Origin of the sequence: Paraeggerthella hongkongensis (assembly GCF_003726035.1) — a bacterium.
Taxonomy (GTDB): Bacteria; Actinomycetota; Coriobacteriia; order Coriobacteriales; family Eggerthellaceae; genus Paraeggerthella; species Paraeggerthella hongkongensis.
In genome coordinates this window covers 103,763-129,935 of record NZ_QICD01000005.1, presented here as the reverse complement: position 1 = coordinate 129,935, position 26,173 = coordinate 103,763, and the positions used below count along the sequence as shown (strand labels likewise).

The window sequence follows — 26,173 nt, the reverse complement described above, 5'->3', positions numbered from 1 at the left end:
CGCACCTCTCTATCTTATCCGGGTCGCCGCACCCGAAGCATGGGGCGCGCGACCGTACAGCGTGTCACGAATCTCGAACAGCATCGCATCGATGCACGTTTCGGGGGATACATTATACGAGATAGCCTCGTCGCAGCGACGCACGCACGCCAACGCCGCGACAGCGCGCGCCTCGTCGGTAACCGCCGCCGTTTCGACGACGGAATCGCGCACGTCCACGTTTATGACGAGCTCCGGCGTCTCCGCGCACACCGCCACGACGTCGCGCAACCACGAGCGCACGACGGCGGTCAGGTGCCGAAGCGACTCGAAGGTCTTCGCCGTCAGCTGGCGCTTGTTGCGCGCCTCGATTTGACGGATGGCCGACTTCGCCAGGAAGTCGGCGTTCTCGGCCAGCTCCTGCTCCTGTTCGGCCCGCGCCACGTCGAGCGGCGCTTTGACCAGCACCACCAGCTCGCTTGCGAACCCGATGATGTCCCAATCGTCTGCTTTGCCCAGGCAGCCGACCACTTCGAGCACGCGTCGGCGAAAGCCCAAGCGCTCGTTGGACTTGAGGAATTCCACGGCGCGCGTGATGGATCCGTTGCATGCTTCGAGCGCCATGCGGGCCTGTTCGAGCGAGGCGCCCGAATTTTGCACGATAATGCCGGCGGCTTCGCTGGCCGGGATAGTGCGAAACGGCACCACCTGGCAACGCGAGAGAATGGTGGGCAGCACGCTTTCGCGCGTGCGGCCGAGCAGGATGAGCACGACATCCGACGGAGGCTCTTCGAGCGTCTTGAGAAACGCGTTCGCCGCCTGCACGCCCAGAAGATCCACGCGATCGAGAATGTATATCTTCTTCTTGGCCTGAATAGGAGCGAACGATGTGTCGGAAACGATGTCGCGAATCTGCTCCACCAAGTACCCGCTGGCACCTTCCGGCGCGAAATAGCGCACGTCGGGATGCTTTTTACGCATGATGCGCCGACACGCATCGCATGCGCCGCAGTTGCCGCCGCGCGGGCCTTGCGGGCCCTTCGGGCACAAAACCGCCTGGGCGAACGCGTAGGCCGCAAGCGTCTTGTTCGACCCAGCCGGACCCGTGAACAGGTACGCATGGCTCACTTTGTCTTGGGATACCGTGGCGCGCAAGAACTCGCGTACCTTCGGCTGCCCCAGTATGTTCTCGAACGCGTCGGCGGCCACAGGTCAGACCCCCTGCGACGCGCCCGGCGCGCTTTCAGCGGACGATCGCAGCCCCGCGCGACCAACCTGGCTGCGCTTCACATCCAGTCGATCGAAAAACGCAGGGTCGCGCTGCTCGACGTCGGCCATCCAGGGAAACAAGTCCTTCAACTGCGAGAACACAGCCGAAGCGGTACGCGACTTGCGATCGGCCGAGGTCACCACGCGAACACGACCGGGATCGCGCCGCGCGATGTCCATGAACGCCTCGTTCACGCGCGCGTGAAACTCCTCGCCCGCGCGCTCGAGGCGATCGGCGCCGCGATGCGTCGCCCGCGCAAGGCCCGTGCGCGCCGTGCCGCCCGTGGCCATGAGGATGGTCCGGTCGGGCCGCAGCCCTTGGCAGGCAAAAGCGTTCGCCCCGTCCACGAATTCGCGCGAAAGCCCGCGACCGTATGCCTGGTAGGCAACCGTGGAATCCGTGAACCGGTCGCACAGCACCACCACGCCGCGCGCAAGCGCAGGCGCGATAACCTGCTTCACCAACTGGGCGCGCGCGGCTTCGTAGATCAGCAGCTCGGCTTCGTCGGTCATGGCGACGTTGCGCGGGTCGAGCACCACGGCACGCAGCTGCTCGCCGATATCGGTGCCGCCGGGCTCGCGCAAGCACAGCACTTCGCGACCGTGCGCGCGCAGCGCTTCTGCTAGAAAACGAATGTGGGTGGTCTTGCCGGCGCCTTCGCCCCCCTCGAACGTTATGAAGATGCCTCGCGGGGCAAGATCTTGCGTTTCGGGCATGCCGCTAATCCTCCACGCAGTCCTTGACCGCCTTCGCCACGCACTCCACCGCACGCGGATCAAACGGTTCGGGCATGATGAAATCCTCGCACAGATCCTCGTCGGACACGAGTCCGGCCAGCGCTTCGGCAGCCGCCAGCTTCATAGCCTCGGTGATGCGCGTCGCGCGTCCCTCGAGCGCGCCCTTGAAGATGCCGGGGAACGCCACCACGTTGTTGATCTGGTTCGGGAAATCGGAGCGGCCGGTGCCCACGACGCGCGCGCCGGCGGCCTTGGCCACGTCCGGGTAGATCTCGGGGTCGGGATTGGCCATGGCGAACAGGATGGCGTCGTCGTTCATGGAGCGAACCATGTCAGCGCTGACCAGGTTCGGCGCGGACACGCCCACGAACACGTCGGCGCCTGCCAAGGCGTCGGCCAGCGAGCCTTCGGCGTCGGACAGGTTCGTTACCTTCAGCATGGCGCGCTGAGCTTCGTTGATGCCCTGGGACTTCGAGCAGATGATGCCGCAACGGTCGACCAGCGTCAGATGGCGGAACCCGTAGCTCAAAAGCAGCTTCGCGATGGCGATGCCCGCCGAGCCCGCGCCGTTGACCACCACGCGGCAATCCTGTTTGCGCTTGCCGGTCAAGCGCAGCGCATTGATGACGCCCGACAGCACCACGATGGCGGTGCCGTGCTGGTCGTCGTGAAACACGGGAATGTCGAGCGCCTCGATCAGGCGCCGCTCGATCTCGAAGCAGCGCGGAGCTGCAATGTCTTCCAGGTTGATGCCGCCGAACGACGGGGCCAAGCGCACCACGGTCTCGACGATCTCGTCGGTGTCCTGCGTGTCCAGGCACAGCGGAACTGCGTTCACACCGCCGAACGCCTTGAACAGCGCGCACTTTCCCTCCATGACCGGCATGGCCGCCAAAGGCCCGATGTTGCCCAAGCCCAAAACGGCGCTGCCGTCGCTGACCACGGCAACCGTGTTGGCTTTCATCGTGTATTCGTACGCGGCCTGCGGATCCTCCGCGATCTTGCGGCACGGCTCCGCAACGCCTGGCGTATACGCCAGGGAAAGGGCCTCACGCGTGGCGATATCCATTTTAGGGACGGTATCAAGCTTGCCGCGCCATTCGCGATGCAAGCGCAGCGATTCTTCGTTCAGGTTCATGCTCAATCCTTTAGCTGTTTTTTGGCGATCGTATACAATTATATACCTTCGAGCGCAAGACGGGGCGCCTCCCCTCCGAGCGAGGCGCTTTCTTGCGGCGCGCCGATGCAAAAAACACATGCGCGCCGAAAAGGCGAAGGACGGACCCGGCTCCCCCGCCCAAAATGACGCTCGTCCCGGACGGGAGGAGCCGGACGGACGACCGTCCGCGATGCGAAAACCGCTCCGAACGGTGGGTTCGTGCTGAAAAATTGCGTTTGCGAATGATCTTTTTCGAGGATAATTGAAGGCGCATCCCCATAACCTGGGGTTATATATTATGATCGATATACTTTTATATATACAAGCCTCGAAAATCGTTCGCAAACGCAATTTTTCAGCACGAGCAAGGGTTTTTGGAAGATTTTCGCCTTCGCCGCCGAGCAACGTCGGGCTTCGCAATGCCGAGCGCATCGCCGCGTCGGGAAGGCGAGCCGCCCTTGGACCGCACGCTCGGCGAGCCCGAAGCGGCGCCGCTCGTCTCCGCCGGCGAACGCGGGGGCGCGCCGCGGCTCCGTGGTAGAATAACCCGACCCCAAGCAAAGGAGAACCGCCTATGACGCACCCGGAACGGAAGCCGGGGCCGACCGCTGAAGCGGTGGCCGACGCCGTCTACCAAAGCATCGTCGAATGCGCCGTGACGCTGCGAGAGGACGTTCGAGCCGGCATCGAGCAAGCGAAAGAAACGGAAAGCGAGCCGCGCGCGCGAGCCGTGTTGGACCAGGTGCTCGAAAACGCGCGCATCGCGCAACAAGACGGCGTGCCGATCTGCCAGGACACGGGCACGGTCTGGGTCAGCTTGGAAGTCGGCGAAGACCTCATGCTGCCCGGCAACGCCCTGTCCCAAGTAAACGACGCCGTAGCGCGCGCCTACGCCGACGCCCGCCTGCGCATGAGCGTGGTGCGCGACGCCCTGACCGACCGAACCAACACCTCCGACAACACTCCGGCGTTCACGGAAGTCAGCTTCCGTCCCGGAAAAGGCGCCACGCTGCACGTGATGCTGAAAGGCGGCGGATCGGACAACGCTTCCCGCGTGGTCATGCTGGCTCCAGGATCCGGAGCCGAAGGCGTGCGCCGAACGGTTCTCGAATGCGTGCGCGAGAAAGCCGCGAACGCGTGCCCCCCGCTCATCGTGGGAGTAGGCGTGGGCGGCACGTTCGACAAGGTGGCGGGATTGGCGAAGCACGCCCTGCTCAGACCCGTCGGAAGCCCCGCGCCCGCGCCCGAAACGGCCCGGTTCGAAAAGGAGCTCCTGCGCGCCGTCAACGCAACCGGCATAGGCCCCGCGGCCCTTGGCGGCTCGACCACCGCCTTGGCCGTGCACGTGGAAACGGCCCCGTGCCACATCGCCGCGCTTCCCGTAGCCGTGAACATGGGCTGCTGCGCCATGCGAACCGCATCCGTCGAGCTGATTTCCTGGAGTGATGAACGATGAACGAGCCTTCACGCTGCGAATCCGACGCCCCTGCAGACCCAAGCGAGCCGAGCGCCGTCCATCTGACGCTGCCCCTCGATCGCGAGCAGGTCGGCCGCCTGAGGTCCGGGCAAGAAGTGCGCCTGACGGGACCCGTCTACACCATGCGCGATGCCGGTCACGCGCGCGCCCTCGAAGCGCTGCGCACGGACGGGCGCCTGCCGTACGACCTGGAAGGACAGACGCTGTTCTACGCCGGCCCCACTCCTGCCGCCGCAGGCAGGCCTCTTGGGTCGGTGGGCCCCACCACGGCAAGCCGCATGGACTTCGCCACGCCCGCGCTCATGGACGCGGGCGTGATCGCGTGCATCGGCAAGGGCAAGCGCTCAGCCGACGTCATCGACGCCTGCGTGCGCAACGGCGGCGTGTACCTTGCGGCGGTCGGCGGCATCGCCGCGTTGCTGGCCACCCACGTGGTCGCAAGCGAGACGATAGCCTGGGAAGACCTGGGGACCGAGGCGCTGCGCCGCCTTACGCTGCAAGACTTCCCCTGCTTCGTGGCGGTGGACGCCCAGGGAACCGACCTGTACCGCGCCATCGAGAACGCGCAAGCGTAGCCCGATTCGCGCCTAACCGGCGCGAATCGGCACAAGCAAGCGAAAACCGAGCAGACGTCATCCACGGCGAAGGGCCCCATCATGCGGGGCCCTTCGCCGTTAAGATCGATCGTTCGCGATCACGCTACTTCTTCGCGGCCGGCTTCTTTGCCGGAGCCTTCTTGGCGCTGCTTTTCGCAGGCGTCTTCTTGGCGGGAGCCTTGCCCTTGGCGCCCTTCGCCTCGTCTTGCTCCTTGCCCGGGCAATCGAAGTTCGGGCACAGCTTCCAGGGGCCGCGGTTCGTAGTGACGACGACCATCGGCGCGCCGCAGTGCTCGCACACCTCGTCGGTGGCGGCAAGCGCTCCGTACTGGGGCAGCGGATAGCCCGTGCCGCAGTCGTCGTAATTCTCGCAGCGGATGAAGCGCTTCAAGGTACGGGGGTTCTTCTGCGCGATCAGCTTCGCGGCGATGCCCTTCTCCTTGCAGGCCGGGCACTCGCCCACCACCACGTCGGGCTCCTTGTTGGTGGAGCAATGCGGATCGATGCAGATGGTGCGCGGCTTCGAGCGAAACGCCGTCACCTTCACTTGAGGCATGCCACAGGTCGGGCACGGCTCCGGAACGGCCTCCACCTTGCCCTTCGGCAGGGGGTAGGTCACGTCGCAATCAGGCCAGCCGGCGCAGCCGATGAACATGCTGCGCGTCTTCTGCGACGCGCGCAACTGCAGGTCCTTGCCGCATTTCGGACACGGCCCCACGTACGCGTCGGCAGCCACGGCGTCGGCCAGAGCATCTTTGACCTCCTCCGAATGCGGCAGCAAGCTGGCCAGCTGCTCGGCCAGAAGGTTGCGGCTCGTGCCGACCACGGCGGCCTTCGTGGTGCGGCCTTCGGCGATGCTGTCCATCTCCGACTCCAGCTCCGCCGTCATTTCAGAGTGCGTGATATGCGGGGCGAACTTGTCCAGCGCGTCGCACACCGCCATGCCCAGCTGGCTGGGCTCGATGGGGTCGTTCTGGATGTACTTCACCGTGTACAGACGCTCGATGATGGCATGGCGCGTAGACTTCGTGCCCAGGCCCAGCTTCTCCATCTCCTGGATGAGCTTGCCCTGGCTGTAACGCGCGGGCGGTTCGGTCTGCTTCTTCGTGCACGTTGCGCCGCCGAACGCGATCGCCTGCCCTTCGGAAAGGACGGGCAGCTGCTCGTCCTTCTTCAGCCCATAGGGGTAGATCGCGCGGAACCCGGGCTTCACCAGCACGTCGCCCTTCGCAACGAACGGCTCGGCGTTCACGTCGAGCGTGACCTTCGTGCCCTCCACCACGGCAGGTTCGGACAGCGTGGCCAGGAACCGGCGCGCGATCAGGTTGTACAGCTTGTAGTCGGCGGGCGCCAGATCGTCGGGAGTGGCTTTTGCCGTGGGGTAGATAGGCGGGTGGTCCGTCGTCTCCTTCTTGCCGCGCGTAGCCGTGAGCTGGTCTTTCGCCAACAGCTCTTTGCAATACGGCGCGTAAGCCGGATTCCCGGAAACAGCCTTCACGGTTTCCGCCAAATCGAGCGAAGACGGGTACACCGTGTTGTCGACGCGCGGATAGGAGATGTAGCCGTCCATGTACAGGCTCTCGGCGATGCGCATCGTGCGCGCAGGGCTGAGGCCTTCGGCGGACGCCGCCGCCATGAGCGACGTGGTGTTGAACGGGGCCGGCGGCTGCACCGTGCGCTTGCGCTTCTCGATCGAGGCCACCGTGGCGCTTGACGCGCCGTCGACATGAGCCATAACGGCGTCGGCCTCGGCTTCGCTCTTGAACCGCGCGGTGGCGTGCGGCGCCTCGAACGCATCGGGTTCGGCCCCGAACGCGCCGCGGATCACCCAGTAGTCCTCGGGAACGAACGCAAGGCGCTCGCGCTCCTTCGCCACGATGAGCGCGAGCGTGGGCGTTTGCACGCGACCGGACGAGCGCACGTTGCCGTATCCTGCGAATTTGACGAGCGTCAGGTAGCGCGTGAGCACTGCGCCCCAGATAAGGTCGATGTCCTGGCGCGACGCGCCGGCGCTTGCCAGGTTCACGTCAAGCTCGACCAGGTTGTCGAACGCATGCGTGATCTCCTCTTTCGTGAACGCCGAATACCGCGCGCGCGACACGGGCGCGGTCGGGTTCACCTCCTGCATGCAGCTGAGGGCGTCGCTCCCGATCAGTTCGCCCTCTCGGTCGAAGTCGGTCGCGATCACGATGGAATCGGCTTTTTTCGCCAGGTTCTTCAAGGAGCGGATGATCTCCTTTTCCTTGGGGAGCTTCTTGATGGGCGCGTACACCAAATACGGAAGCGCATCCATCTTCCACGCCTTCAGCTCGACCCCGTCCTCGGTGAACGGCTTCTTCTTTTTAAAAGGGGGCTTCGCAAGCGTGTCGGGCAGATCTGCGGGAAACGTCTCCCCCTCCTCGGTGACGCCCTGCCAGCCGCCGCGCTTCTTGTATACCATAGCGGGAGTGAAATCGGGCTCCAGGATATGGCCGCGCAGGCCGATGGTCACCCATTCCTCGCCGTCAACGTCGAAGCGGTACACCGGCGTGGAGTACACCTTGTCCGCCTTCGGTTTCTTCACGCCGAGCAAATCGGCGATCTTCTGAGCCGCGTCGTTCTTCTCGGTTACCACCAGCTTCACGCGGTTCCCTCCTGTCTAACCGGCCGCCAGCGCGGCCTCGCATCATTCACACGGTTGCCCCACCTATTTATTAACGTGTGCGGGGATGAAAACGCGCAGAAGCGCGCTTGCGGCGCACCGTCCGCGACGCAATAGACGTTAGCATACACGATTTTAGGCAAAGGAAGGAGAACTTTACCCAAGCCGAAACGAACCCGACGCCCTTCGCGCGGGCGCTGGCCTGCCATGCGGCAGGCGCCGCACGGCGCGCGCTTTGCGGCCGAAGGGCGAGTTCCGGAAATCGAATGGGGATTTCGTCCCCAGGCTCTGAAGATGGCGCGGACGTTTCATGGAGCAATCGATTCTCGTATAGGCTATGGTTCGGGATGGCCGCCGAACAGCCCAACAGCCGTTCTCCATCCGATCCAGAAAACGCACCACCGGCGGCACCCTCGTAGTCCGAGCTCGAAAGGAGACACCTTCGATGAAGAAAGTTCTCGGCGTATTTCTAGGACTCATCGCCCTGCTCATAGCCGGCTCGGTCGCCCTGCTCATGACGCCTTCCTCAAATGGAGGCTCTACCTCGGATCCGATCTCATCGCTGGTCAGCGACGTGAAGAACAATGCCGCGAACGCAGCCATCGACGCATCGGGCATCAAGTCGAACGTGCAAGATGCCCTTGCCGCGAACAGCGAGGCCATCGCCAACGCAACCGGCTTGAGCACGGCACAGGTGGAAGAAGCCGTGGCCAGCTTGAACATCGACAGCTGGAAAGCCTCCTCTTTGCCCGCAGAGGCGTCGCCGACGGGTTCTTTCAGCGGCACGTACGGCGGAGTGGAAGCGTCGGTCACCACGTACGACAACCCCGGCTACGTGACCGTGGAAGCCCATGGGCAACGCATCACGCTGACGGTTCCCGAAAGCGCCCAGCAGTACCTGCCCCTACTGGGATCCCTGCAATAGCAACGCGCCGACGCCGTGACCGGGCGCGGGCCAGCGTCGGCGTCGCGCCCAAAAGCCCGCCGCAAAGCGCAAGACGCTACGCGGCACGAGCCTGTTTGATCTTTCGTTGGTATGCCCGCACGATCTGGGAGAGCGTGAAACACACCGCGAAGTACACCAGGGCCATGATGGCGAATATGGCGAAGATCTGCACCGTCGAGTTATAGCTGTTCATGAGAATCATGCCGCGCCCCATGAGCTCCTGCAGCGCCATGGCGCCCCACAGGTAGCTCGTATCCTTGATGGTCGTCACGAATTGAGAAAGCAGCGCCGGAACCATGTTGCGCAGCGCCTGCGGCAAAATGATCAGCACATAGGTTTGCGCCCCGGAAAAGCCCTGGCTCTTGGCGGCCTCGTACTGCCCGAACGGCACGCTCGCCAAGCCGCCGCGCACGATCTCGGCCACGCTGGCGCTGGTGAACAGCGTGAAGGCCAGGACGGCTGCGCCGATGGGCGGCAACTGCGCCACGAAGAACGTGAACATGATCCACAGCAGAAGCGGCGTATTCTTGAACACCTCGATGTACACGGTCGCAACGCCGCGCAGCACGCGGCTCTTCGACGTGCGCATAACCGAGATGAGGGTTCCCAGCACCACCGAGCAAGCGATGGCAAGCGCAGATATGAGCAGCGTCATCCCCAAGCCCTGCAGGAGAAAGCGCATGTTCACCCACGTGAACAGAGCGGCTATATCGCTCATCGGTCCTCCTCCCGTCCTTCTTCATCGGTCGCGCCCTTGCGCTCCGAACGCTCCGCTTCCTCGCGAGCGGCAGCGCGCCGCTGCTCCAAGCGGCGCAGGGCCCTCGAGCGACCGGTCCTCGTGTGCATGGCGCGTCGTGCGCACGCTTCGTCGCCTGCGCACGACGCGGCGATTTCCTGCGCGATCTCCCGGCCGATGTCGTCTGCGATCTCGGCCGCTTGCCTTCCGGTGAACGTCTGCTCAAGCGGCCCGCGCGCGCCTTGCATCGCCCCGTCCGCATCTTCGCCTAGCACATGCAGCGGATGGCGCGGCGAAGGAGCCACGCGAGCAGGCGCTATATCGACCGTGCCCAGCATGGTGTCGACGCCGCCGGCCATGGCGTCGGCCGCCGCACGACCCGTGATGTCGTGCGATCCCGGCGTGACTTCGAGCACGTCCTCGGACAGCTCTTCCGTCGCATCTCCGGTAGACACGTGCCGATGCGCGCGCGTCCGACGCTCCAGGTACAGCGCCAAGCGCGACAGCGGAAAGCAGATGATGAAGTACAGGATGGCAGCCACCACGTAAGCGGGACCGTAATAGCTGGTCGAGCCTGCGAACGAGTTCGCAAAGTACATGAGCTCGCCGCCCGCGATCAGGGCGAGCACCGACGTGTTCTTCACGAGGTTCGCCGCCTGCACCGCCAAAGGCGGCATGATAATGCGAATCGCCTGCGGCAAAATGATCACGAACATGGTCTGCCAGTACGAGAACCCTTGGCTTTTCGCCGCCTCGAACTGACCGCGATGGATGGAGCCGATACCCGAACGCACAACCTCCGAAATGTAGCCGCCATGATAGATGCCGATGGCCAGCACGCCGATCCAGAACGCCGCAAGCGACAATCCCAGAAGCGGAAATATGGCGTAGAACACGAACACCTGCAAAAGCAGGGGCACGTTTTGCACGACCTCCACGTACACGCGCGTGATCCAGCGAAACACCGGCATGCGGGACACGGACAGCACGCCGAACACCACGCCGAGCACCAGTGCGATAAGCAGCGCGAGCACGGAAATGCCGACGGTCATCCCGAATGCGGACAAAATGTCGGGCCAACGCTGGAAAAGCGCCTCCCATTTGAACGGAGCGAAGATATCAAGCATGCGATCCGCCCCCTTGCGCAACCGCGGCGCCGTTTGAAACCCCGTCTTCGGAAAGGCCCCAGCGCGCGTACAGCTCGTCAAGCGTGCCATCGGCTTGCATAGCGGCGATAGCGTCGTCCACCTGCGCCGCCAGCTCGACGTTCGACTTCTTCGTGGCCACGCCGTACTCCTGCGGAGCGAACTGCGTGGTCAGAAGCATAGTGGAATCATCCAGATACCCGTTCAAGATGGACCGGTCCACCGAGAAGGCATCGACGCGCCCGGTGACGAGCGCGATCTTGATCTCGGGGTACGTGGAGTATTCGGCGAAGTTCATATGGATGCCGATCTCGTCTCCCGCTTGGGACAGCTTGTCGCGCGTCGTGGCAGAAAGAGCCACGCCCACCGTCTTGCCGTCAAGCCCGGCAAGATCGGCGATGCCTGAAGACTTCTTCACCAGCACGCCGATATGGTCGGTGTAGTACGGGCGCGAGAAATTGTAGCTTTTCTTGCGCGTCTCGGTGATGGTGAACGTAGCCAACGTGGCGTCGAGCGTGCCGTTGTCGAGCATTGCCCCGCGAGTGGTCACGTTCACGCCGGTTACCCGCAGGGCATCGGGGCTTCCCTTGATGCGGCGGGCGAGCTCGCGCGCGATGTCCACCTCCATGCCCTCGATATTCCCCGTTTCGGGATTCTGGAAGCCGAAGGAGGGCACGTCGATCTTCGTGCCCACGCGCAGCACGTTCGCATCGGGCGAGCACCCGCCGAGCAAGCCCGCGGCGCCGCCGAGTGCAATCGTTCCCGCCGTCAGGGCGGAGGCGCGCAAGAATGTCCGTCTTGTGATCACGATGCGCCTCACAAGATCTTGGACAGGAAGCTGTTGATGCGCTCGTTGTCCGTTTCGTCGAATATGTACCGAGGACTGCCCTGCTCGACCACCAGGCCGTTCTCCATGAACACCACCTTGTCGGCCGCTTCGCGCGCCAAGCCCATCTCGTGGGTGACCATGACGATGGTCATGTTCGTTTCCGCCAGGGACTTGATGACGTCGAGCACCTCCTGAACCATCTCGGGATCGAGGGCGCTCGTCGGCTCGTCGAGCAGCATGATCTTGGGATGCATGTTGAGGGCGCGCGCAATGGCCACGCGCTGTTGCTGGCCCCCCGACAGCTGATCGGGATACTTGTCCACCTTGTCGATCAATCCCACGCGCTCCAAATAGGCACGCGCCGTTTTCTCGGCCTCGGCCTTCGGCACCTTGAGCACCTTAACGGGCGCCAGCGTGACGTTTTCCAGCACGGTTTTATGGGGATACAGGTTGTAGCTTTGAAACACCATGGCCACGTCGCGCGCGAGAGCCCGGCTGTTCACCTTGCGGTCGCCCAGGTTCATGCCCTCGACCACGATAGTCCCCGAATCGGGAACCTCCAACCCGTTGATGCACCGGATCAGCACGCTTTTGCCCGAACCCGACGGCCCGATGACGACGACCTTCTCGCCTTCAGCTACCTCAAGCGAAACTCCTTTGAGCGCCTCGACCGCGCCGAAGCTCTTCACGATGTTTTGAACTGAAATTGCGTTTTGCACGCCCCGCACCTACGCTTTCGCCCTGCGGGGGGCCGGACGCGAACGCGCCTTGCACCCTCCATCGATGATCTGAACGCTTCGATGGTATCAAAGCGACCACGCCCCCGAGAGGAGAACAGGTTACGAAACCTTGACGGCTCGTCCGAAAGACAAACGGCCCATCAGGGGCGAGCGCGCCCGCAGCGACGACCCATCCGCGTCTTCCGCAACGCCCTTCGACGGTCCTCCCCGAACGGCAAGGCGCCTAGCGGGCGAACATCAAGCGCTCGCTGTCGAACATGCGCTGCAAGGCCAGGATGCCCGCCCCTGTGTACGCAAGGTTGGAAACCACGCACAGCACGACGTTCATCGGCTGGAAATCGAACGTGAAGATGGAGATCATGCACTGTACGCTATTGTACAGCGGTATGAGGTAGAACTGCGGCTCCGTCTGCGTTGCGCCCCCGAACATGCCCAAAGCGCCCACGAGCATCACCACGATCATGAGCGGCGTCAGGTACATGGACGCCTCTTTGGTCGTGCGCGCCAATGCCGAGACCATCGTGATGAGAACGACCACGACCAGCGTCGTGGACGCGATGACCAGGGCGAGCAGGACGTAGTCGGAAACGCCGTACACGCTCATGCTCACGCTGCCCTGCATGATGCTGGGCAGCCCCGCGAATATGCCGATCGCGCTCGATGCGGCAATCAGCAAGCCAATGACCGACACGGCGAGCACCTTCCCCAGCGCAATGTCGCGTCGGCGAACCGGCGTCGCCAAAAGCGTCGCCATGGTGCCGCGCTCCTTTTCGCCGGCAACCGACTCGGCAGCCACGGACATGCAGCTGGTGAACAGCAGGATCAGCAGCAGCATGGGCACGATCGACACCACGATGGAGCCGGCCACGTCGCGCTCTTCGGCCACGTCGTAGGACGCATCGCCGGCGTTCACGTCGAACCGGTTCGACAGCGACGACTCGTAGGCGTCGAGCGCGGCCTTGAGCGCAGAGAACGCCTGCACCGAATCGGGATCCGTGGAGTTGCGGTACAGCTCCACGCGAGGCGCTGCCGCGCCCGAAGCGGGATCGTAGACTGCAACGGACTCGTCGAACCCTTCAGGGAACAGGGCGAACGCCTTGACGTCCCCTTGCTCGATGGCCTCGCGCATCCGATCGGCATCGGGCAGGGAATCCTCCTTCACGATATCGATGCCCGCCGCATCCGCCAGCGTTTCAAGGCTGGCAGGCTCGTTCACCACGGCCACCGCGGGCCGCTTGGCCCCGTCGGGCTGGAACATGCTGCCCATCGCATCGCCCATCACCGTCCATACGACGAATATCAGCAGACCGGGCAAAACGATGGAAACCAACGCGGACACGCGGTTGCTGAAGAATTTCGCGAGTTCTTTGCGCGCAATGGCGAAAGCACCGTTGCTCATGATTCCCTCCGAACCGCCGCCGCGTACAAATCGAAGAACGCGTCTTCGAGCGAGCGCCCGTGCGTGACGTCGGGCAGCGTGCCGCATGCGGCCATGCGCCCGTCGATCACGATGCCCACGCGATCGCACACCTTTTCGACCAACGTGAATATATGCGTGGACAGCAAGATGGTCTTGCCCTCCCCCTTCATTTCCACCAAGAAGTCCGTAACCGTCTTGGCCGTAAGGACGTCAAGGCCGTTGGTGGGCTCGTCGAACACGATGATCGACGGATCATGCGCGACCGACACCGCAAGCGAGGTCTTCTGCTTCATGCCCGTGGACAGATCGGCCACCTTCGTTTGCGCGAAACGATCGATGCCGAAGCGCTCGAACAGGGCGCGCTTGCGTTCGTCGCGCACGACGGGATCAACGCGATGCAGCTCGCTGAAGAAGTCGAACAGGTAATCGGGAGAGAACACGTCCTCCAGCTTGAGGTCGCTCGTGAGAAACCCGATAGAGCTGCGCACGCCCACGGGATCGGACACGACCGATCTCCCGTCGATGAACGCATCGCCTTGATCGGGCTTGACCAAGGCCGCCAGCATGCGCAGCGTGGTGGTTTTCCCGGCTCCGTTCGGACCCAGCAGCCCGAAGATCTCGCCGTGGCGCACCTCGAACGACAAACCGTCGACAGCCGTCTTCGTCCGACTGTCCGTTCGCTCGATCTTGCGTTGCTTCGCGGAAAGCCTGAACGACTTCCGAAGGTCCTGCGCCGTTATAGCTGCTCCCAAGATGCACCCTTTCGTTCGTTGACTGCGCGCGCCGAAGCGGCGGCGCTACGCCGTGGAGGGCGCTGAAGCCTCCGTGGCGGCGTTCGCCTTCGCTTCCTCTTCCTCTTCCCGTTCGAGCACGCGCTGCATGGCTGCGATAGCGCATTCGATCTGCCCGTCGTCGGGCTCGCGCGTGGTGAGGTACTGCATCTGCATGCCGGGCCACAGAACCACTTTGACGAGGGGGTTGTCCGGGCGGCTGCCCGCCCACTTCACGGTGATCTCGTAGGATATGCCCGCGATGACCGGCATGAGCAGGATGCGGATCAGGATGACGAGCGCCAGCTTGGGCGCGCCGTCGGCCACGCCCCATGCATCGATGAGCGCGTTGATGGGCGTTACCGTGTACACGAAGATGGCGATGATCATGACCATGATGAGGAACGCGGTGCCGCAGCGCACGTGCAAGCGGGGGAAGCTGCGCGCGTTTTCCGGCGTGAGGGGCAGACCGTGCTCGTAGCAGTGGATGGTCTTGTGCTCGGCGCCGTGATAGCCGAACATGCGCTTGATGTCCTGCATGCGCCCGATCAGCCACAGGTAGAACACGAACACGAGCACGCGCAGCAAGCCGTCGACCACGTTCCAGAGCACCGTATTGGAGTCGTACTCGCCCACGATGAGATTCGTGAGCGCCGCCGGCGCCACGATGAACAGCACGACGCCCAGCACGAGGCCGAGCACCATGGACACCGCCATCTCCTTCTTGCCGAACTCCACTTCCTCGTCCATGAACGACTTCTTCTCGACGTTCTTCGGCGCAGGGTCCTGAGCGGGGGCGGAAGAAACGGGTTCCTCCACCACTTCGAGCGTCCTCTGGGCGCCCAGCCCGTCGATCACCGTTTCCGGTCGCCCGAAATCGTCCTTCCAGGAAAACGCCTTCTCCCCGCCCCCGCCAGCGAGCGAGGGTCCAAGTCCCTCGAGATCGGCCGCAGGGTTCCCAGCGGACGAATCGGACGACGGAGATCCGTCGACGAGGGGGCCGGAGGGATCTGAAGCGAGTTCCGCACGAGCTGAACAGCCCTGCGGGCTGTTCGTGCGAGCAGGACTGTCCGAGCGGCAGACCCCTCCGACCCCCTCGGCAGCAGCCCCCTCTTCGTCCGATTCGTCCGCGAACGCGTGCAGCGCCGCGATCTCGAGAGCCTTGTAGCCTAGGACGAGCGACTCCACCATGGCACGGCATCCGCGCACGAGGGGCCAGTACATCCAGCCGTTCTTGTCTTGCCCCGACGTCAGGTCGTGCTCCTCCACGTACACGCCCCCCGAAGGCTCGCGCACCGCAACCGACCAATTGTACCGACCGCGCATCATGATGCCCTCGATAAGAGCCTGGCCTCCCACATGGGTCTTGCAAGCGCCGTCCTCTGAAAACGCGCGGGAAAGATCGCTCTTCTGCTCTGCCACGTTAATCCCTTTTCACGCGCGGATACGGGTTTCCGCAGGTCATTTTACCCTCGGGGCAGTTTCCGCGAATGCAGGGAGCGCCCGCGTCCATGAAGATGAACGGAGCAGTGGGCTTCGCCAGCGCCAGCATGCGATGCGCCATGTCGCGAATCTCCCACTGCGCGCGGTTGCAGCAACGCAGGGAGAGGAAGTGCAGCAGCTCGCGCACGTTCATGGTGATGACGATTTTCGTTTCGGCGGCGTTGGGCAGCAGGTAGCGCGCATCCTCTGCGGGAACGCCGGCGGCCAACAGCTTCTCGTACGCGGCGATGGCCGCATCGATGGCCTCGTCGAACACGGCCTCCCTCTGCGGATCCGCCGCTATGCTGTCGGGCTTTACCGTGGCCAGGCCGTCGGTGAACTTCACGTAGCGCTGGCTTTGCTGGTTGAAGCTGGCGATGCGATGGCGCACCAGCTGATGCGTGAGGGCGCGCGACACGCCGTCCACCGCGAAGGTGTAGCTGGCGTGCTCGAGCGTGGAGAAGTGCCCGCTGGACATAATGGTCGAGAGCACGCTTCTCACCCGCTCCTCGGGCATCGTTTCCATAAGCTCGGCAGCGCCAACCGGCGCGTAGCACAGGCGCGCAGCCGTGGCAATGGCGCGCTCGGGGTCGGGCGTGTGGTACAACAGTTCAACGTGCATAGGGTAAATGCTCCTCTGTTAGAAATAATCCAGTTTCGCGCCATCCACCCGTGCGCGATACGGTATCGTTCGTTACCATAGTACCCGAAACCCGCGGCCGTGCACCGGATGACCGGCCGGCCCTTCACGTGAAAGGCATGCCATGGAACCGTTCTCCCCCCTGCTTACCACGCACGATTGGAACGAAGAATGGAAGACGCTGCAGAAGCTGCGCCGCCGCGTGGACGATGCCTCGTATTGGGACAAGCGCTCGGCGACGTTCTCCACGAAAGACGCGCCCAACCCCTACGTGGAGCGCTTTTTGGAGCTTGCCGCCATACGACCGGGCGAAACGGTGTTCGACATGGGATGCGGCACGGGCGCTCTCTCGGTGCCGCTCGGACAGGCGGGGCACAACGTGATAGCCGCCGACTTCTCCCAGGGCATGCTGGACCGCATGGGGGAACAGCTTGCTGATCTGGGTGTTCGGACCGTATCTTCAAGGCGCATGAGCTGGGAGGACGACTGGTCGGCCTTCGGCGTGGAACCCGGCGCGGCGGATGTGGCCCTAGCGTCGCGCTCCATAGCGACCGCCGACATGCGAGAATCGCTTCTGCGCTTGACCGACACGGCGCGCCGGCGCGTCTGCGTCACGCTGTCAACCGGGGCCTCCCCGCGCACCGACGAGCGTCTGCTGGCCGACATCGGCCTTGACCAGGTGAGAGGACACGACTACCTGTACGCCTTCAACATTTTGGCGAACGAGGGCCTCAAGCCCGAATTGTCCTACATCGAAAGCGCCCGCGAGGACACCTTCGACTCCTACGAAGACGCCTACGAGGCGTTCGCACGCATGGTGAACGACGCGGCAACGGGCCTGGTCGACGACGATGCGCGCGAAAACGCGCTCGAGCGCCTGCGCGCATGGACGAAAGACAACCTCGTTGAAAACGGGCTATCCGGACAGCCCGACAAGAAGGGCGTCGCGCAAGGACGCCTGCGCCTGCGCCAGCCGCGCACGGTCACCTGGGCGTTCCTCGCCTGGAACAAATAGCCCGCAGAATGAGACGAAGGGACGGGGTCAATGACTCATTTTCTGGCCTGCGGCCGAAAATGAGTCATTGACCCCGTCCCTTCGTCTCATCGCCTGCGCCTCACGCGATCGTCCCCTTGCTTTGTTCGATGAGGAACTCGCGCGACAGCGGCGTTTCAGGCAAGAAGGCACCTTCTATCCGCGTGAACAGCGCGATCGCCTCGGCTGCCTCGAACACGCGGTTGCGCCCACCGCCCCCCATCTGGCGTAAAACGCCCGCCTCCACCAAATCGGAAACGGCGCGCGCGGCGGTGGAAAAGCTGCTTCCGATCAACTCGGCCGCAAAGGGGATGCTGACAACCGGGCTTCCTATCAGCTCGTTCATCAGCTTGCGCACGCATTTGCGCAACTCGATCCCGCTTCCCTTAACCTGCGCAGTCCACGAATCGGTCAAAGCGGATGCTTCTCGACAGCACACCTTCGCAATGCGCACGGAAAGCTCGCAGGCCCGAGCGCAGTGATACACCCATTCGTCCACGGCAAGCAACTCGCCTGCATCCACGAAATCGTGCTCGGTCAGATACGGTTCGAGCCTTCTTGTATGGCGCATGGTGGTCATGGCCGGCGTGATGGAGAACGGAGGCATGTAATGCTCGATAAGCCCCGCCTTGCGCCAGATCAAGATAGCCAGAATACGACCGATCTGGTCGGATCCCGCCATGAACGCCTTGGTCGCCTCAAGCTGGTAATGGGCGATGGCCGAGCGCGCTATAGGCGAATACGAATTGCGGTTGCAAAACTGCACGAGGTCCTTCATGAACCGAGGAAGCTGAGCCGCGGTCGGAGGACGATACATGTCAAGATCCACGTCGGGACTGCGCCGATGATGATAATCCCACGAACGAAGGCCGGCTTCCTTCTCCCAATACGACCCTTCGCTGATGCCGCGATACAAAGCCTCCAGATGCGCGGCCGTTATATCGCCGTCTTGAGAAACGTCGGAAAGAATGAAGTTCACCGCGCCCTCCACCAAATGAGCGGCGTACGAAGCGTCCAGTTGAGCCGACGTGCAGCCCGCATGCATGCGGGCTGCGTTCTTGACAAGGCGCGCAGAGCCCGCCGGCGCATGCGTCCAGGAACCAAGATCCAGATAGCAGCACGCCCGGTAGCTCGGCTTCACGCCGTTAGTGCGCACCGAAGCCACGCCCTCCACGCGCGACAGCAAGCGGCGCAGTGGATAGGCCGACCCCTCGACCAGGCAATCGGACTTCGCCACCGCGATCTCCGCGCGAGCGACAACCGCAGCCGTCTCGCTGCTCAAAACGAAGTTGCGCGGGCACAGCAACTTGGGCTCGTAGGGCGCCCCCGAGCGCTTCTTTCGGTTGACCTTGTCCTTTTCCGCACGCACGGAAGCGAGGTCGGCGATGAGCCGTGCAAGGTCGTCCTGCCCGATCTGTCTATCGAAATACTGCATGGCGGCACTCCGGCTCCAAGAGCCGAAACTCCCTCCCCTCGCACTCCATTCTAGCATCGACGCGAGCAATGCCCCGCAAGCGGGCTCCTTATTTCCGATTTCGTTGATTTGCTAATACGACCATCCGTTTCGAGAATAATCGAAACCGCAAAACAAGCCGGATTCGGCTTACATGCTTCCATTTCGACCCGTTCTGCAATACAGTGCCTCGCCCATTGGCACAACGGCATCGTCGTTCCTATGATCTTCGCGAACCCTGCAAGGGGTTGAAGCGGCCGCAGCAAGGGGGCGGCCGCACGACGATAGGAGGGAACATGGGAGCATCGACGCACGAAACGGCGGAAGCAAGATCGAGCATCACCCGTCGAAACCTGCTCAAATGGACGGGCGTCGCCGTAGCGGGAACCGCCGCGCTCGGCACGACCGGCTGCGCAGGGTTCAACCAAAAACCGGAAGGAGAAGCGGCGAAGGGGGCATCGGAGGGAAGCTGGATCCCCTGCAACTGCTGGGCGGACTGCGGCAGCAAGGGCTTCAACAAAGTGTTCGTGCAGGACGGCGACTGCGTCCGCATGGGAACGGACAAAACCCACGCTGACTCCCCCGACTGCCCGCAGTTGAGGTCGTGTGCGCGCGGGCGGGCTCTGCGCGGCATGGTGTTCGGCGCCGACCGCATCAAGTACCCCATGAAGCGCAAGAGCTGGCAGCCCGGCGGCGGGGACAACGCCAACGGGGCGCTGCGCGGCAAGGACGACTGGGAGCGCATCAGCTGGGACGAAGCGTACCAGCTGATCTCCGGCGAGATCAAGCGCATCACTTCCGCATACGGGCACGATGCGATATTCGTGCCGGGTTACGTGGCCTCCCTGTTCGGCAACTGGGATATCGGGCGCATGCTGGCGCTGCACGGAGGGTACCTGGAGCACTGGGGCGCGTGCTCTTCGGGCGCGTGGGGATCGATGGCCAAGATATACGGCCTGGCCGAAGATACGAACGACCGCATGGATCTTCGAAAGGCGCAGATCATCGTGCTATGGGGATCGAACCCCGCCTGGAGCCGCACCGGCCTTCCCACCTACGACTACATGCAATGCAAAGCTGCGGGAACGAAGTTCATCTGCATAGACATCTTCCGTCACGCCACCGCGCAAGCCGTTGCCGACCAGTTCGTCGGCGTGCGACCGGGCACCGACACGGCGCTCGCCATCGCCATGGCCTACGTGCTGCTGACCAACGACGACCCCGCCGCAAAGCCGCTCATCGATTGGGATTTCCTGAACCGCTGCACCGTCGGATTCGACGCAGACCACATGCCCGAAGGAGCGGCGCCCGAGGACAACTTCAAAGACTACGTGCTGGGCACGTACGACGGCACGCCGAAAACGCCCGAATGGGCTGCGGAGATCTGCGGCGTAAGCCCCGCCGTGATCACCGATCTAGCTTTGCAGATCGCGCAGACCGAGCGCGTGTCCATCATCATGTCTCCCGCGCCGTCGCGCACCACCAACGGAACCACGTGGCCCCAGGCCATCATGACGCTCGGCGCCATGGCCGGCTGCATCGGCAAGCCGGGCTGCTGCACCGGATCCGACGCCGGCCACTCCTGGCTGCAGGGCGGCTACCTGACCTTGCTGCAGGGCGGCACCATCCTCGGCGAGCCCTCATGGACAACATCGGGGAACATCGCTCCCATCTGGAACCCCCTCGGCGGCGACTCCATCGAGTACGGCGTGCCCAACGGCATGTACAAGCTGCCCGAAGAGCCGTACTACCGCATCAACATCAACGAGGCATGGACGGGCATTTTGTCCGGCGAGTTCACCACCGGCCTGGGCAAGAAGCGTCCCTGCAACGTGCACATGATCTACGACACGCACGAGAACATCATCAACCAGGCACCGGGAACCATGCTGGCCATCGAAGCCTATCGCAAAATGGACTGCGTCGTCGCCCAGAACATCGTGATGACCACGGCTTGCCGCTACGCGGACATCGTCTTGCCCGTCACCACCCAATGGGAGCGCTACGGAGACTTCACTGCAGCGTATCGCGAGCAGGTGCTGTGGACGAGCCAGGTATGCGAGCCTTTGTTCGAAGCCAAAAGCGACGTGGATATCGCCGCAGAGCTGTCCGAGTACATCGGCGTCGATCCGAAGCAGGTGCGCCCGCTCGAGCTCAAGCAGCAGGTCTTCGATTGGGTTGCCGCCGCAACCGCAACCAAAAAGGACGGAAGCGGCGTAGAGAACCTGGTCAGCGTCACGGAAGACGACTTGAAGGAGCTCGGCGTGGAAGGCAAGCCCCAGGAAGGTCGCGTGCCCATCCTCGACTTCAAGCGCGACGGCATCTACACGGTCGAGCGCTCCGAAGGAGACGGCCTGGATTACGTGGTGCTGGAAGCCTTCCGCAAGGATCCCGAAGCGAACCCCATAGCCACGACGGCTACGGGCAAGCTGGAAATCTGCTCGCCGAACGCCGCCGCGCGCGTGAAGGCATGCGGATGGACCGAGATTCCGCCCATCGCCAAATACGAACCCGGCATCGAAGGATACGAGGAGACGTTTTCCGATTGGGGCGGCAAGGTGAAGGGCGAGTACCCCTATCAGCTGGTCAGCCTGCACATCCCACGCCATTCGCACTCCTCGTTCGCAGACGTCCCCAACCTGCGCGAGGCGTTCGACCACCCGCTGTACATGAACCCGCTCGATGCCGCGACCATCGGGTGCGAAACAGGCCAGACGGTGCTCATCACCTCGAAATGGGGCAAGAGCCTGCGCCCGCTGCTGGTCACCGAGATCATGATGCCCGGCGTATTGGGCCTCGGCCAAGGCTCGTGGGTCGAGATCGACGAGGAAACCGGGATCGATCTGGCGGGCAGCGTCAACGTGCTGAACGGCCCCAACTGCGTAGGGTACGGCCATCAAGCATGGAACAGCTGCATCGTGAAGGTTGAGAAATGGACGGGAACGCCGCTCGCCCCCGATTACACCTGGGAACCGCGCGAAGTGTTTAAGGAGGACTAATCATGTCTCAAATGGGCTTTTACATCGACAGCGCTTCGTGCACCGGCTGCAAGGCCTGCGAACTCGCTTGCAAAGACAAGAACAACCTCGACGTAGGCGCGCGGCTTCGCCGCGTGCGGATGATGTGCGGCGGAACGTGGGAGAAAGACGAGGCGCTGAACTGCTTCACCCCGCAAGGCGTGTTCTCGTACTCGGTGTCGTTCTCGTGCGGGCACTGCGACTCCCCCGCTTGCTTCGCCAAGTGCCCGCAAGGGGCCATCTCGAAGGATGCGGACACGGGCATCGTCGCAATCGATCTCGAGAAGTGCATCGGATGCGGCACGTGCAACGCAGCCTGCCCGTACGGAGCATGCCAGCTGGTCGAAGCCGAAAAGAAATCGCGCAAGTGCGATCTGTGCAAAGATCTTATCGACCTTGGGGAAGAGCCGGCCTGCGTCGGCATCTGCCCGCAGCGAGCCCTCGCCTTTGGCGATATCGAGGAGCTCCGCAGCACCTACGGCAAGGTAGCCGACGTGCAACCGCTGCCCCCTTCGTCGGAAACGCTTCCCAACGTGGCGATCACCGCGCACAAGGACGCCGTGTTCAGGGAAGGCGAAGGACGACTTCTTTCGCTTGAACAATAATCCCAACGCGCAAGGGGCTGCGGATCGCCCGAAGCCCCTTGCATCGACGATTCGATAGGAGACGACATGGACACCGAAGCCATCCGATCAAGGCTCGCAGAAGAAGAAGCCCTGCTCACATTGCTCGGAAGACTGCTGTACGGCATGCCGGATCGCGATCTTTTCGCCCGCGTCGTCGAAGAGCGCTTGTTCGAGTCCATACCCTTCGTAGACGGCTCGCAGGCAAGGCAACCGCAGGACTTGCTCCTTGCCTGGACGAACAACTGTGCGACGCCCTTTTCCGACAACGACTTCGAAGCCGTCCGCGTCGATTACACGCGCCTGTTTGTAGGCGCTCAAAAGGTAGCCGCCCCCCTTTGGGAATCGGTGCACTTCAGCCGCGAGCGCATGGTGTTCCAGGAGCGTACGCTGCAAGTGCGGGCAGCGTACCGAGCATACAACTTGGAGGTAGAAGGCTTCCAGCACGAACCGGACGACCATCTTGCCTCCGAGCTGTTGTTTGCGGCGCATCTGGCGCGCATCGCAAAGGAGAAGCTCGATGCCGGCGACGAAGAAGGATTCGAACGGGTGGTGTCAGACCAGCATGATTTTTTGGAAGAGCACCCGAACTCTTGGGTGGAAGGTTGGCGCGACCTGATCCTGGAAAAATCGAACAGCAACCTGTACCGGGGCCTTTCGATGCTGATCGTGCAAGCCTGCAAGGAATCCGCGCTGTTTGCCAAGGAGCTGAAAGGGGCGGACGGCGCATGCTCCGGGTGCGAGACCCGCTGCCCCGCACCCAGCTGCAACGCATAAGGGAAACGAGCGGAGCGGGCGCGGCGAGGCAAGCACTCCTTTGCCTCGCCCCGCATGAGACGAAGGGACGGGGTCAATGACTCATTTTCGGCCGTAGGCCAGAAAATGAGTCATTGACCCCGTCCCTTCGTCTCATCGCCCCCTCGATTTACACGGCGACCCGTTCGAACATGTCCCGGCCCACGCCGCACACGGGACACACATAATCCTCCGGCAGCTCGTCAAGATACTCCATATGGCCGCACACGGTGCACCGCCAAGCGAACTTCGGCTTCGCATCGCCCTCGGCGGGCGCGGCAGCAGGCTCTTCGCCCAGATAGCTCGATGCCTTCGGCGGGGTCTTGCCCCCCTTGACCACATGGTAGTAGGCGTACGTCATCGGCTCGCCGGAGCAAGTCCTCTCGGCTTCCTCCACCTCGCCCACAAATAGGATATGCGTGCCCAAATTGACGATCTGCACGACGCGCGCCGAGAAGCGCGAAACGCACTGTTCGGCCACGTAGGGCACGCCCGCCGCGTCTTCAGCTGTCTCGCACGAAGCGAACTTGTCCACATCGGCGCTCGAATGGAAGCCGAAGGTGCCGATGAGCTCCATCGTCGCCTCCTGGGACAAGCACGTTGCCGTGAAACGACCGGACTCGAGCACGGCTTCGGTCGTAGCGTTTTCCTTGTTCAACGTCACGCTTACCTGCATAGGGGAAGACGTCACCTGCTGAAACGTGTTCGCAACGCATCCGAAGCGCTTTCCCTCATGCTGCGCGCCAACGATGTAGAGCCCATAGCTCAAGCTATGAAAGGCCGATTTATCGATCATGATGACACCTTCCCGCCGCGATGCGCCTGCCCGCGGTCCTGTCTCGTCTAATACCGATCGGTCGATTTTGATGATACTTGGTATCGTTTGCTCAAACAAGATCGAATGCCGAACGCAAGGTCGAACGAGCCTCACCGTCGGGAGCAAGCATCTTCGCACCTCCCCAAACATCGCCGAACCGTTCGGCAGCACATTCGAGCAACCACGCGCGCACCACCACAAGAGCGTGAGCGCTTCGGGCCGAAGGCCCCTGCGAAAGCACATCCATGGCCGATGTCAACCCGCCGCCGCGCAGCAACTCCAACTGCCCCAGCTCGTCCACCACCAGCAAACCCGGACAATGCGGCTGATCAGCGACTTTCAGGTTATCGAAATGGGCGTTCACGCGCGCAAGAGCGTCGTCCGATATCTCCCAGGCAAGCTTCGCGCGGGCGCTCTGGCTTTTCTCGCAAAACGTTCCTTCGGCTAAAGCCAGATCGCGCCGCCGAGCGAAGGAAACCCGCTCGCCGCCCGGAAGCAGAATGTTATCGATGCCGAGCTTTTCCAAAGCGTCGGCGTCCGCCGACGCAGAGCCGTCAACGACCTCTCCCGATTGGTTCCTGCGCCAGACGCCAGGAGCCAAGACGCCTTCCACCGCAACGCCTTGAGCAGCGAGCTCCTTCGCCACAGCCTCCAGCCAGCGGGTCTTTCCTATCTGCACGTCGCCCGTCAGCAGGAACAGCATGGTCAGCACCCCTTCCTTGATTCTTCTCAACGGTGTATTATACGCCAATAGGTACAATATAAACGACGCGCTGCACGCAAAGGCGCTTCGACACGAAAATCTGCGAACGAGGAGAGCCGTATGGAACGTTCCGAGAACAACACCTGCTCGAACGCGCGCGAAGCGGAGACGGGCGATTCCTCCGGCACGCTGCAAAACCGATCCCCGTGGGAATTCTACGACTTGCTGATCAAAGGGATCCCCGAAGATCTTGCCGTGCACGATTACTGCCTAGGAACGCATTGGTCGTACGTGGAAGCCGACTGCGGCATGGGCGTGAGCTTCACCTGCAAAGGCGGAGCGAAGCGCCAGGCCAAAAACGATTTACGCAGATGCTCGCTTCGCGCAATGGCCCAGCTTGCGAAGTCATGGTGCTTCGAGGAAGCCACGCTTGGGGTGGCGGCGCTCAACGCCTACTACGCGCAAAAGCACCTGCTCGATCCGTTGGGGGCCGTCTACGACGAACCCGTCGAACGTCCGGACGGAACAGTTCGAAGCAAAGACGCATTCGAGCTGTATCGACCGCGCATCGCGGCGCAAGGCAACGCCAACGTCGTGGTGGTCGGGCATTTCCCTCACGTCGACCGCATTGCGGAATACGCCAATCTGACGGTGCTCGAAAGAAATTGCTCGCAGCCGCTCGACACGCCCGATCCTGCCTGCGAGTACGTTGTTCCCATGGCTGATTACGCGTTCGTAACGGGCGTGACCATCATCAACAAGACCGCTCCCCGCTTACTGGACCTAGCAAAGAACGCGACTACCGTCATGGTGGGACCGAGCGTGGTCATGTCTTCGCAACTGTTCGACCGCGGCGTCGATATGCTGGCCGGCAGCGTCGTGGCCGATCCCGAGAAAGCCCGCTTCGCCGTGAAAAGCGGAGCCGGACAGTTTTTCGGCGAAGCGCTCCAAATGACGTCGATCACGCGGAAGCGCGCGTAACAAGATCCCGTCTGGATCCCCCCCCCCACGCAGGCTGGCGGGCCTGGGCGTACGGCCCGGGCCCGCCAGCTTTCCGGTGCCGACCCCCCAAGCTGCCTCAGAAAAGCCTCGTGCCAACTTTTACGGTCATTTATATTTGTTTGATTATATTCTCATTCTAGTATATATTTAAGAAACAGTATTA

At 63.0% G+C, this 26,173-nt stretch carries 23 protein-coding genes; 8 read left to right on the top strand and 15 right to left on the bottom strand.

All coding sequences use genetic code 11. The features are described from left to right. Nucleotides 1-9: 9 nt before the first annotated feature. Genes holB through DMP08_RS04525 form a run of 3 tightly spaced genes read right to left on the bottom strand, consistent with a single transcriptional unit; the run spans nt 10 to nt 3,124 of the window. A complete protein-coding gene (gene holB / locus DMP08_RS04535) occupies nt 10-1,188 on the bottom strand; it encodes a DNA polymerase III subunit delta' (RefSeq protein ID WP_123191780.1) in 1,179 nt (392 codons plus the stop codon). 3 nt (nt 1,189-1,191) lie between these two features. Further along, on the bottom strand, nt 1,192-1,965 hold the full coding sequence (gene tmk / locus DMP08_RS04530) for a dTMP kinase (RefSeq protein WP_123191779.1): 774 nt from the start codon (nt 1,963-1,965) through the stop codon (nt 1,192-1,194). Nucleotides 1,966-1,969: 4 nt separating this feature from the next. After that, a complete protein-coding gene (locus DMP08_RS04525) occupies nt 1,970-3,124 on the bottom strand; it encodes an NAD(P)-dependent malic enzyme (protein ID WP_123191778.1) in 1,155 nt (384 codons plus the stop codon). 595 nt (nt 3,125-3,719) lie between these two features. Here DMP08_RS04525 and DMP08_RS04520 point away from each other — a divergent pair. Both DMP08_RS04520 and DMP08_RS04515 read left to right on the top strand, forming a co-directional pair. After that, entirely contained in the window at nt 3,720-4,601 is an 882-nt protein-coding gene (locus tag DMP08_RS04520; RefSeq protein WP_123191777.1) for a fumarate hydratase, read from the top strand. Next, nucleotides 4,598-5,197, top strand: a complete 600-nt coding sequence (locus DMP08_RS04515) for a FumA C-terminus/TtdB family hydratase beta subunit (RefSeq protein WP_123191776.1) — start codon at nt 4,598-4,600, stop codon at nt 5,195-5,197. The genes DMP08_RS04520 and DMP08_RS04515 overlap by 4 nt, the downstream gene beginning before the upstream one ends. A 124-nt stretch (nt 5,198-5,321) precedes the next feature. Here the strand turns inward: DMP08_RS04515 and DMP08_RS04510 are convergent, their stop codons facing one another. After that, nucleotides 5,322-7,841, bottom strand: a complete 2,520-nt coding sequence (locus DMP08_RS04510; RefSeq protein ID WP_123191775.1) for a DNA topoisomerase I — start codon at nt 7,839-7,841, stop codon at nt 5,322-5,324. A gap of 463 nt (nt 7,842-8,304) precedes the next feature. Here DMP08_RS04510 and DMP08_RS04505 point away from each other — a divergent pair, with 463 nt between their 5' ends. Continuing rightward, entirely contained in the window at nt 8,305-8,784 is a 480-nt protein-coding gene (locus tag DMP08_RS04505; RefSeq protein ID WP_123191774.1) for a hypothetical protein, read from the top strand. 76 nt (nt 8,785-8,860) lie between these two features. Here DMP08_RS04505 and DMP08_RS04500 read toward each other — a convergent pair whose 3' ends face one another. The 8 genes from DMP08_RS04500 to thyX all read right to left on the bottom strand — a co-directional run bounded on the left by DMP08_RS04500 (nt 8,861) and on the right by thyX (nt 16,549). Continuing rightward, a complete protein-coding gene (locus DMP08_RS04500) occupies nt 8,861-9,523 on the bottom strand; it encodes an amino acid ABC transporter permease (RefSeq protein WP_123191773.1) in 663 nt (220 codons plus the stop codon). Beyond that, nucleotides 9,520-10,668 (bottom strand): amino acid ABC transporter permease, encoded by a 1,149-nt coding sequence (locus DMP08_RS04495; RefSeq protein ID WP_244596799.1) that lies wholly within the window; start codon nt 10,666-10,668, stop codon nt 9,520-9,522. Before DMP08_RS04495 ends, DMP08_RS04500 begins: the two co-directional genes overlap by 4 nt. Continuing rightward, nucleotides 10,661-11,494, bottom strand: coding sequence for a transporter substrate-binding domain-containing protein (locus DMP08_RS04490; RefSeq protein ID WP_123191798.1), 834 nt, complete (start codon nt 11,492-11,494; stop codon nt 10,661-10,663). Before DMP08_RS04490 ends, DMP08_RS04495 begins: the two co-directional genes overlap by 8 nt. 8 nt (nt 11,495-11,502) lie before the next feature. After that, entirely contained in the window at nt 11,503-12,234 is a 732-nt protein-coding gene (locus tag DMP08_RS04485; RefSeq protein WP_123191772.1) for an amino acid ABC transporter ATP-binding protein, read from the bottom strand. 244 nt (nt 12,235-12,478) lie between these two features. Then, nucleotides 12,479-13,654, bottom strand: coding sequence for an ABC transporter permease (locus DMP08_RS04480; RefSeq protein WP_123191771.1), 1,176 nt, complete (start codon nt 13,652-13,654; stop codon nt 12,479-12,481). Further along, a complete protein-coding gene (locus DMP08_RS04475; protein WP_123191770.1) occupies nt 13,651-14,427 on the bottom strand; it encodes an ABC transporter ATP-binding protein in 777 nt (258 codons plus the stop codon). Before DMP08_RS04475 ends, DMP08_RS04480 begins: the two co-directional genes overlap by 4 nt. A gap of 45 nt (nt 14,428-14,472) precedes the next feature. Continuing rightward, complete coding sequence (locus DMP08_RS04470) at nt 14,473-15,867, bottom strand: DUF1385 domain-containing protein (protein WP_123191769.1); 1,395 nt, start codon at nt 15,865-15,867, stop codon at nt 14,473-14,475. 1 nt (nt 15,868) lies between these two features. Further along, the gene (gene thyX / locus DMP08_RS04465; RefSeq protein ID WP_123191768.1) at nt 15,869-16,549 is read right to left on the bottom strand and encodes an FAD-dependent thymidylate synthase; all 681 of its coding nucleotides are present in this window, start codon (nt 16,547-16,549) and stop codon (nt 15,869-15,871) included. Between the two features lie 142 nt (nt 16,550-16,691). Between thyX and DMP08_RS04460 the strand changes: the two genes are divergently transcribed. Continuing rightward, nucleotides 16,692-17,582, top strand: coding sequence for a class I SAM-dependent methyltransferase (locus DMP08_RS04460; protein WP_123191767.1), 891 nt, complete (start codon nt 16,692-16,694; stop codon nt 17,580-17,582). 100 nt (nt 17,583-17,682) lie between these two features. Here the strand turns inward: DMP08_RS04460 and DMP08_RS04455 are convergent, their stop codons facing one another. Then, nucleotides 17,683-19,035 (bottom strand): Fic family protein, encoded by a 1,353-nt coding sequence (locus tag DMP08_RS04455; protein ID WP_161555414.1) that lies wholly within the window; start codon nt 19,033-19,035, stop codon nt 17,683-17,685. 314 nt (nt 19,036-19,349) lie between these two features. Here DMP08_RS04455 and DMP08_RS04450 point away from each other — a divergent pair, with 314 nt between their 5' ends. The 3 genes from DMP08_RS04450 (at nt 19,350) to DMP08_RS04440 (ending at nt 23,470) form a co-directional block, all read left to right on the top strand. Next, nucleotides 19,350-22,052, top strand: coding sequence for a molybdopterin-dependent oxidoreductase (locus DMP08_RS04450; protein ID WP_123191765.1), 2,703 nt, complete (start codon nt 19,350-19,352; stop codon nt 22,050-22,052). Nucleotides 22,053-22,054: 2 nt separating this feature from the next. Then, a complete protein-coding gene (locus tag DMP08_RS04445; protein WP_123191764.1) occupies nt 22,055-22,675 on the top strand; it encodes a 4Fe-4S dicluster domain-containing protein in 621 nt (206 codons plus the stop codon). A gap of 66 nt (nt 22,676-22,741) precedes the next feature. Beyond that, entirely contained in the window at nt 22,742-23,470 is a 729-nt protein-coding gene (locus DMP08_RS04440) for a TorD/DmsD family molecular chaperone (protein ID WP_123191763.1), read from the top strand. Nucleotides 23,471-23,618: 148 nt separating this feature from the next. Here the strand turns inward: DMP08_RS04440 and DMP08_RS04435 are convergent, their stop codons facing one another. Beyond that, on the bottom strand, nt 23,619-24,284 hold the full coding sequence (locus DMP08_RS04435) for a flavin reductase (protein ID WP_123191762.1): 666 nt from the start codon (nt 24,282-24,284) through the stop codon (nt 23,619-23,621). A 91-nt stretch (nt 24,285-24,375) separates the two neighbouring features. Further along, complete coding sequence (locus tag DMP08_RS04430) at nt 24,376-25,008, bottom strand: P-loop NTPase family protein (RefSeq protein ID WP_123191797.1); 633 nt, start codon at nt 25,006-25,008, stop codon at nt 24,376-24,378. Between the two features lie 120 nt (nt 25,009-25,128). On the opposite strand from DMP08_RS04430, the gene DMP08_RS04425 reads away from it, so the two are divergent. Further along, nucleotides 25,129-25,989: a DUF364 domain-containing protein gene (locus DMP08_RS04425; protein WP_123191761.1), complete on the top strand. Its 861-nt coding sequence runs from the start codon at nt 25,129-25,131 to the stop codon at nt 25,987-25,989. The last annotated feature ends 184 nt before the right edge of the window (nt 25,990-26,173 follow it).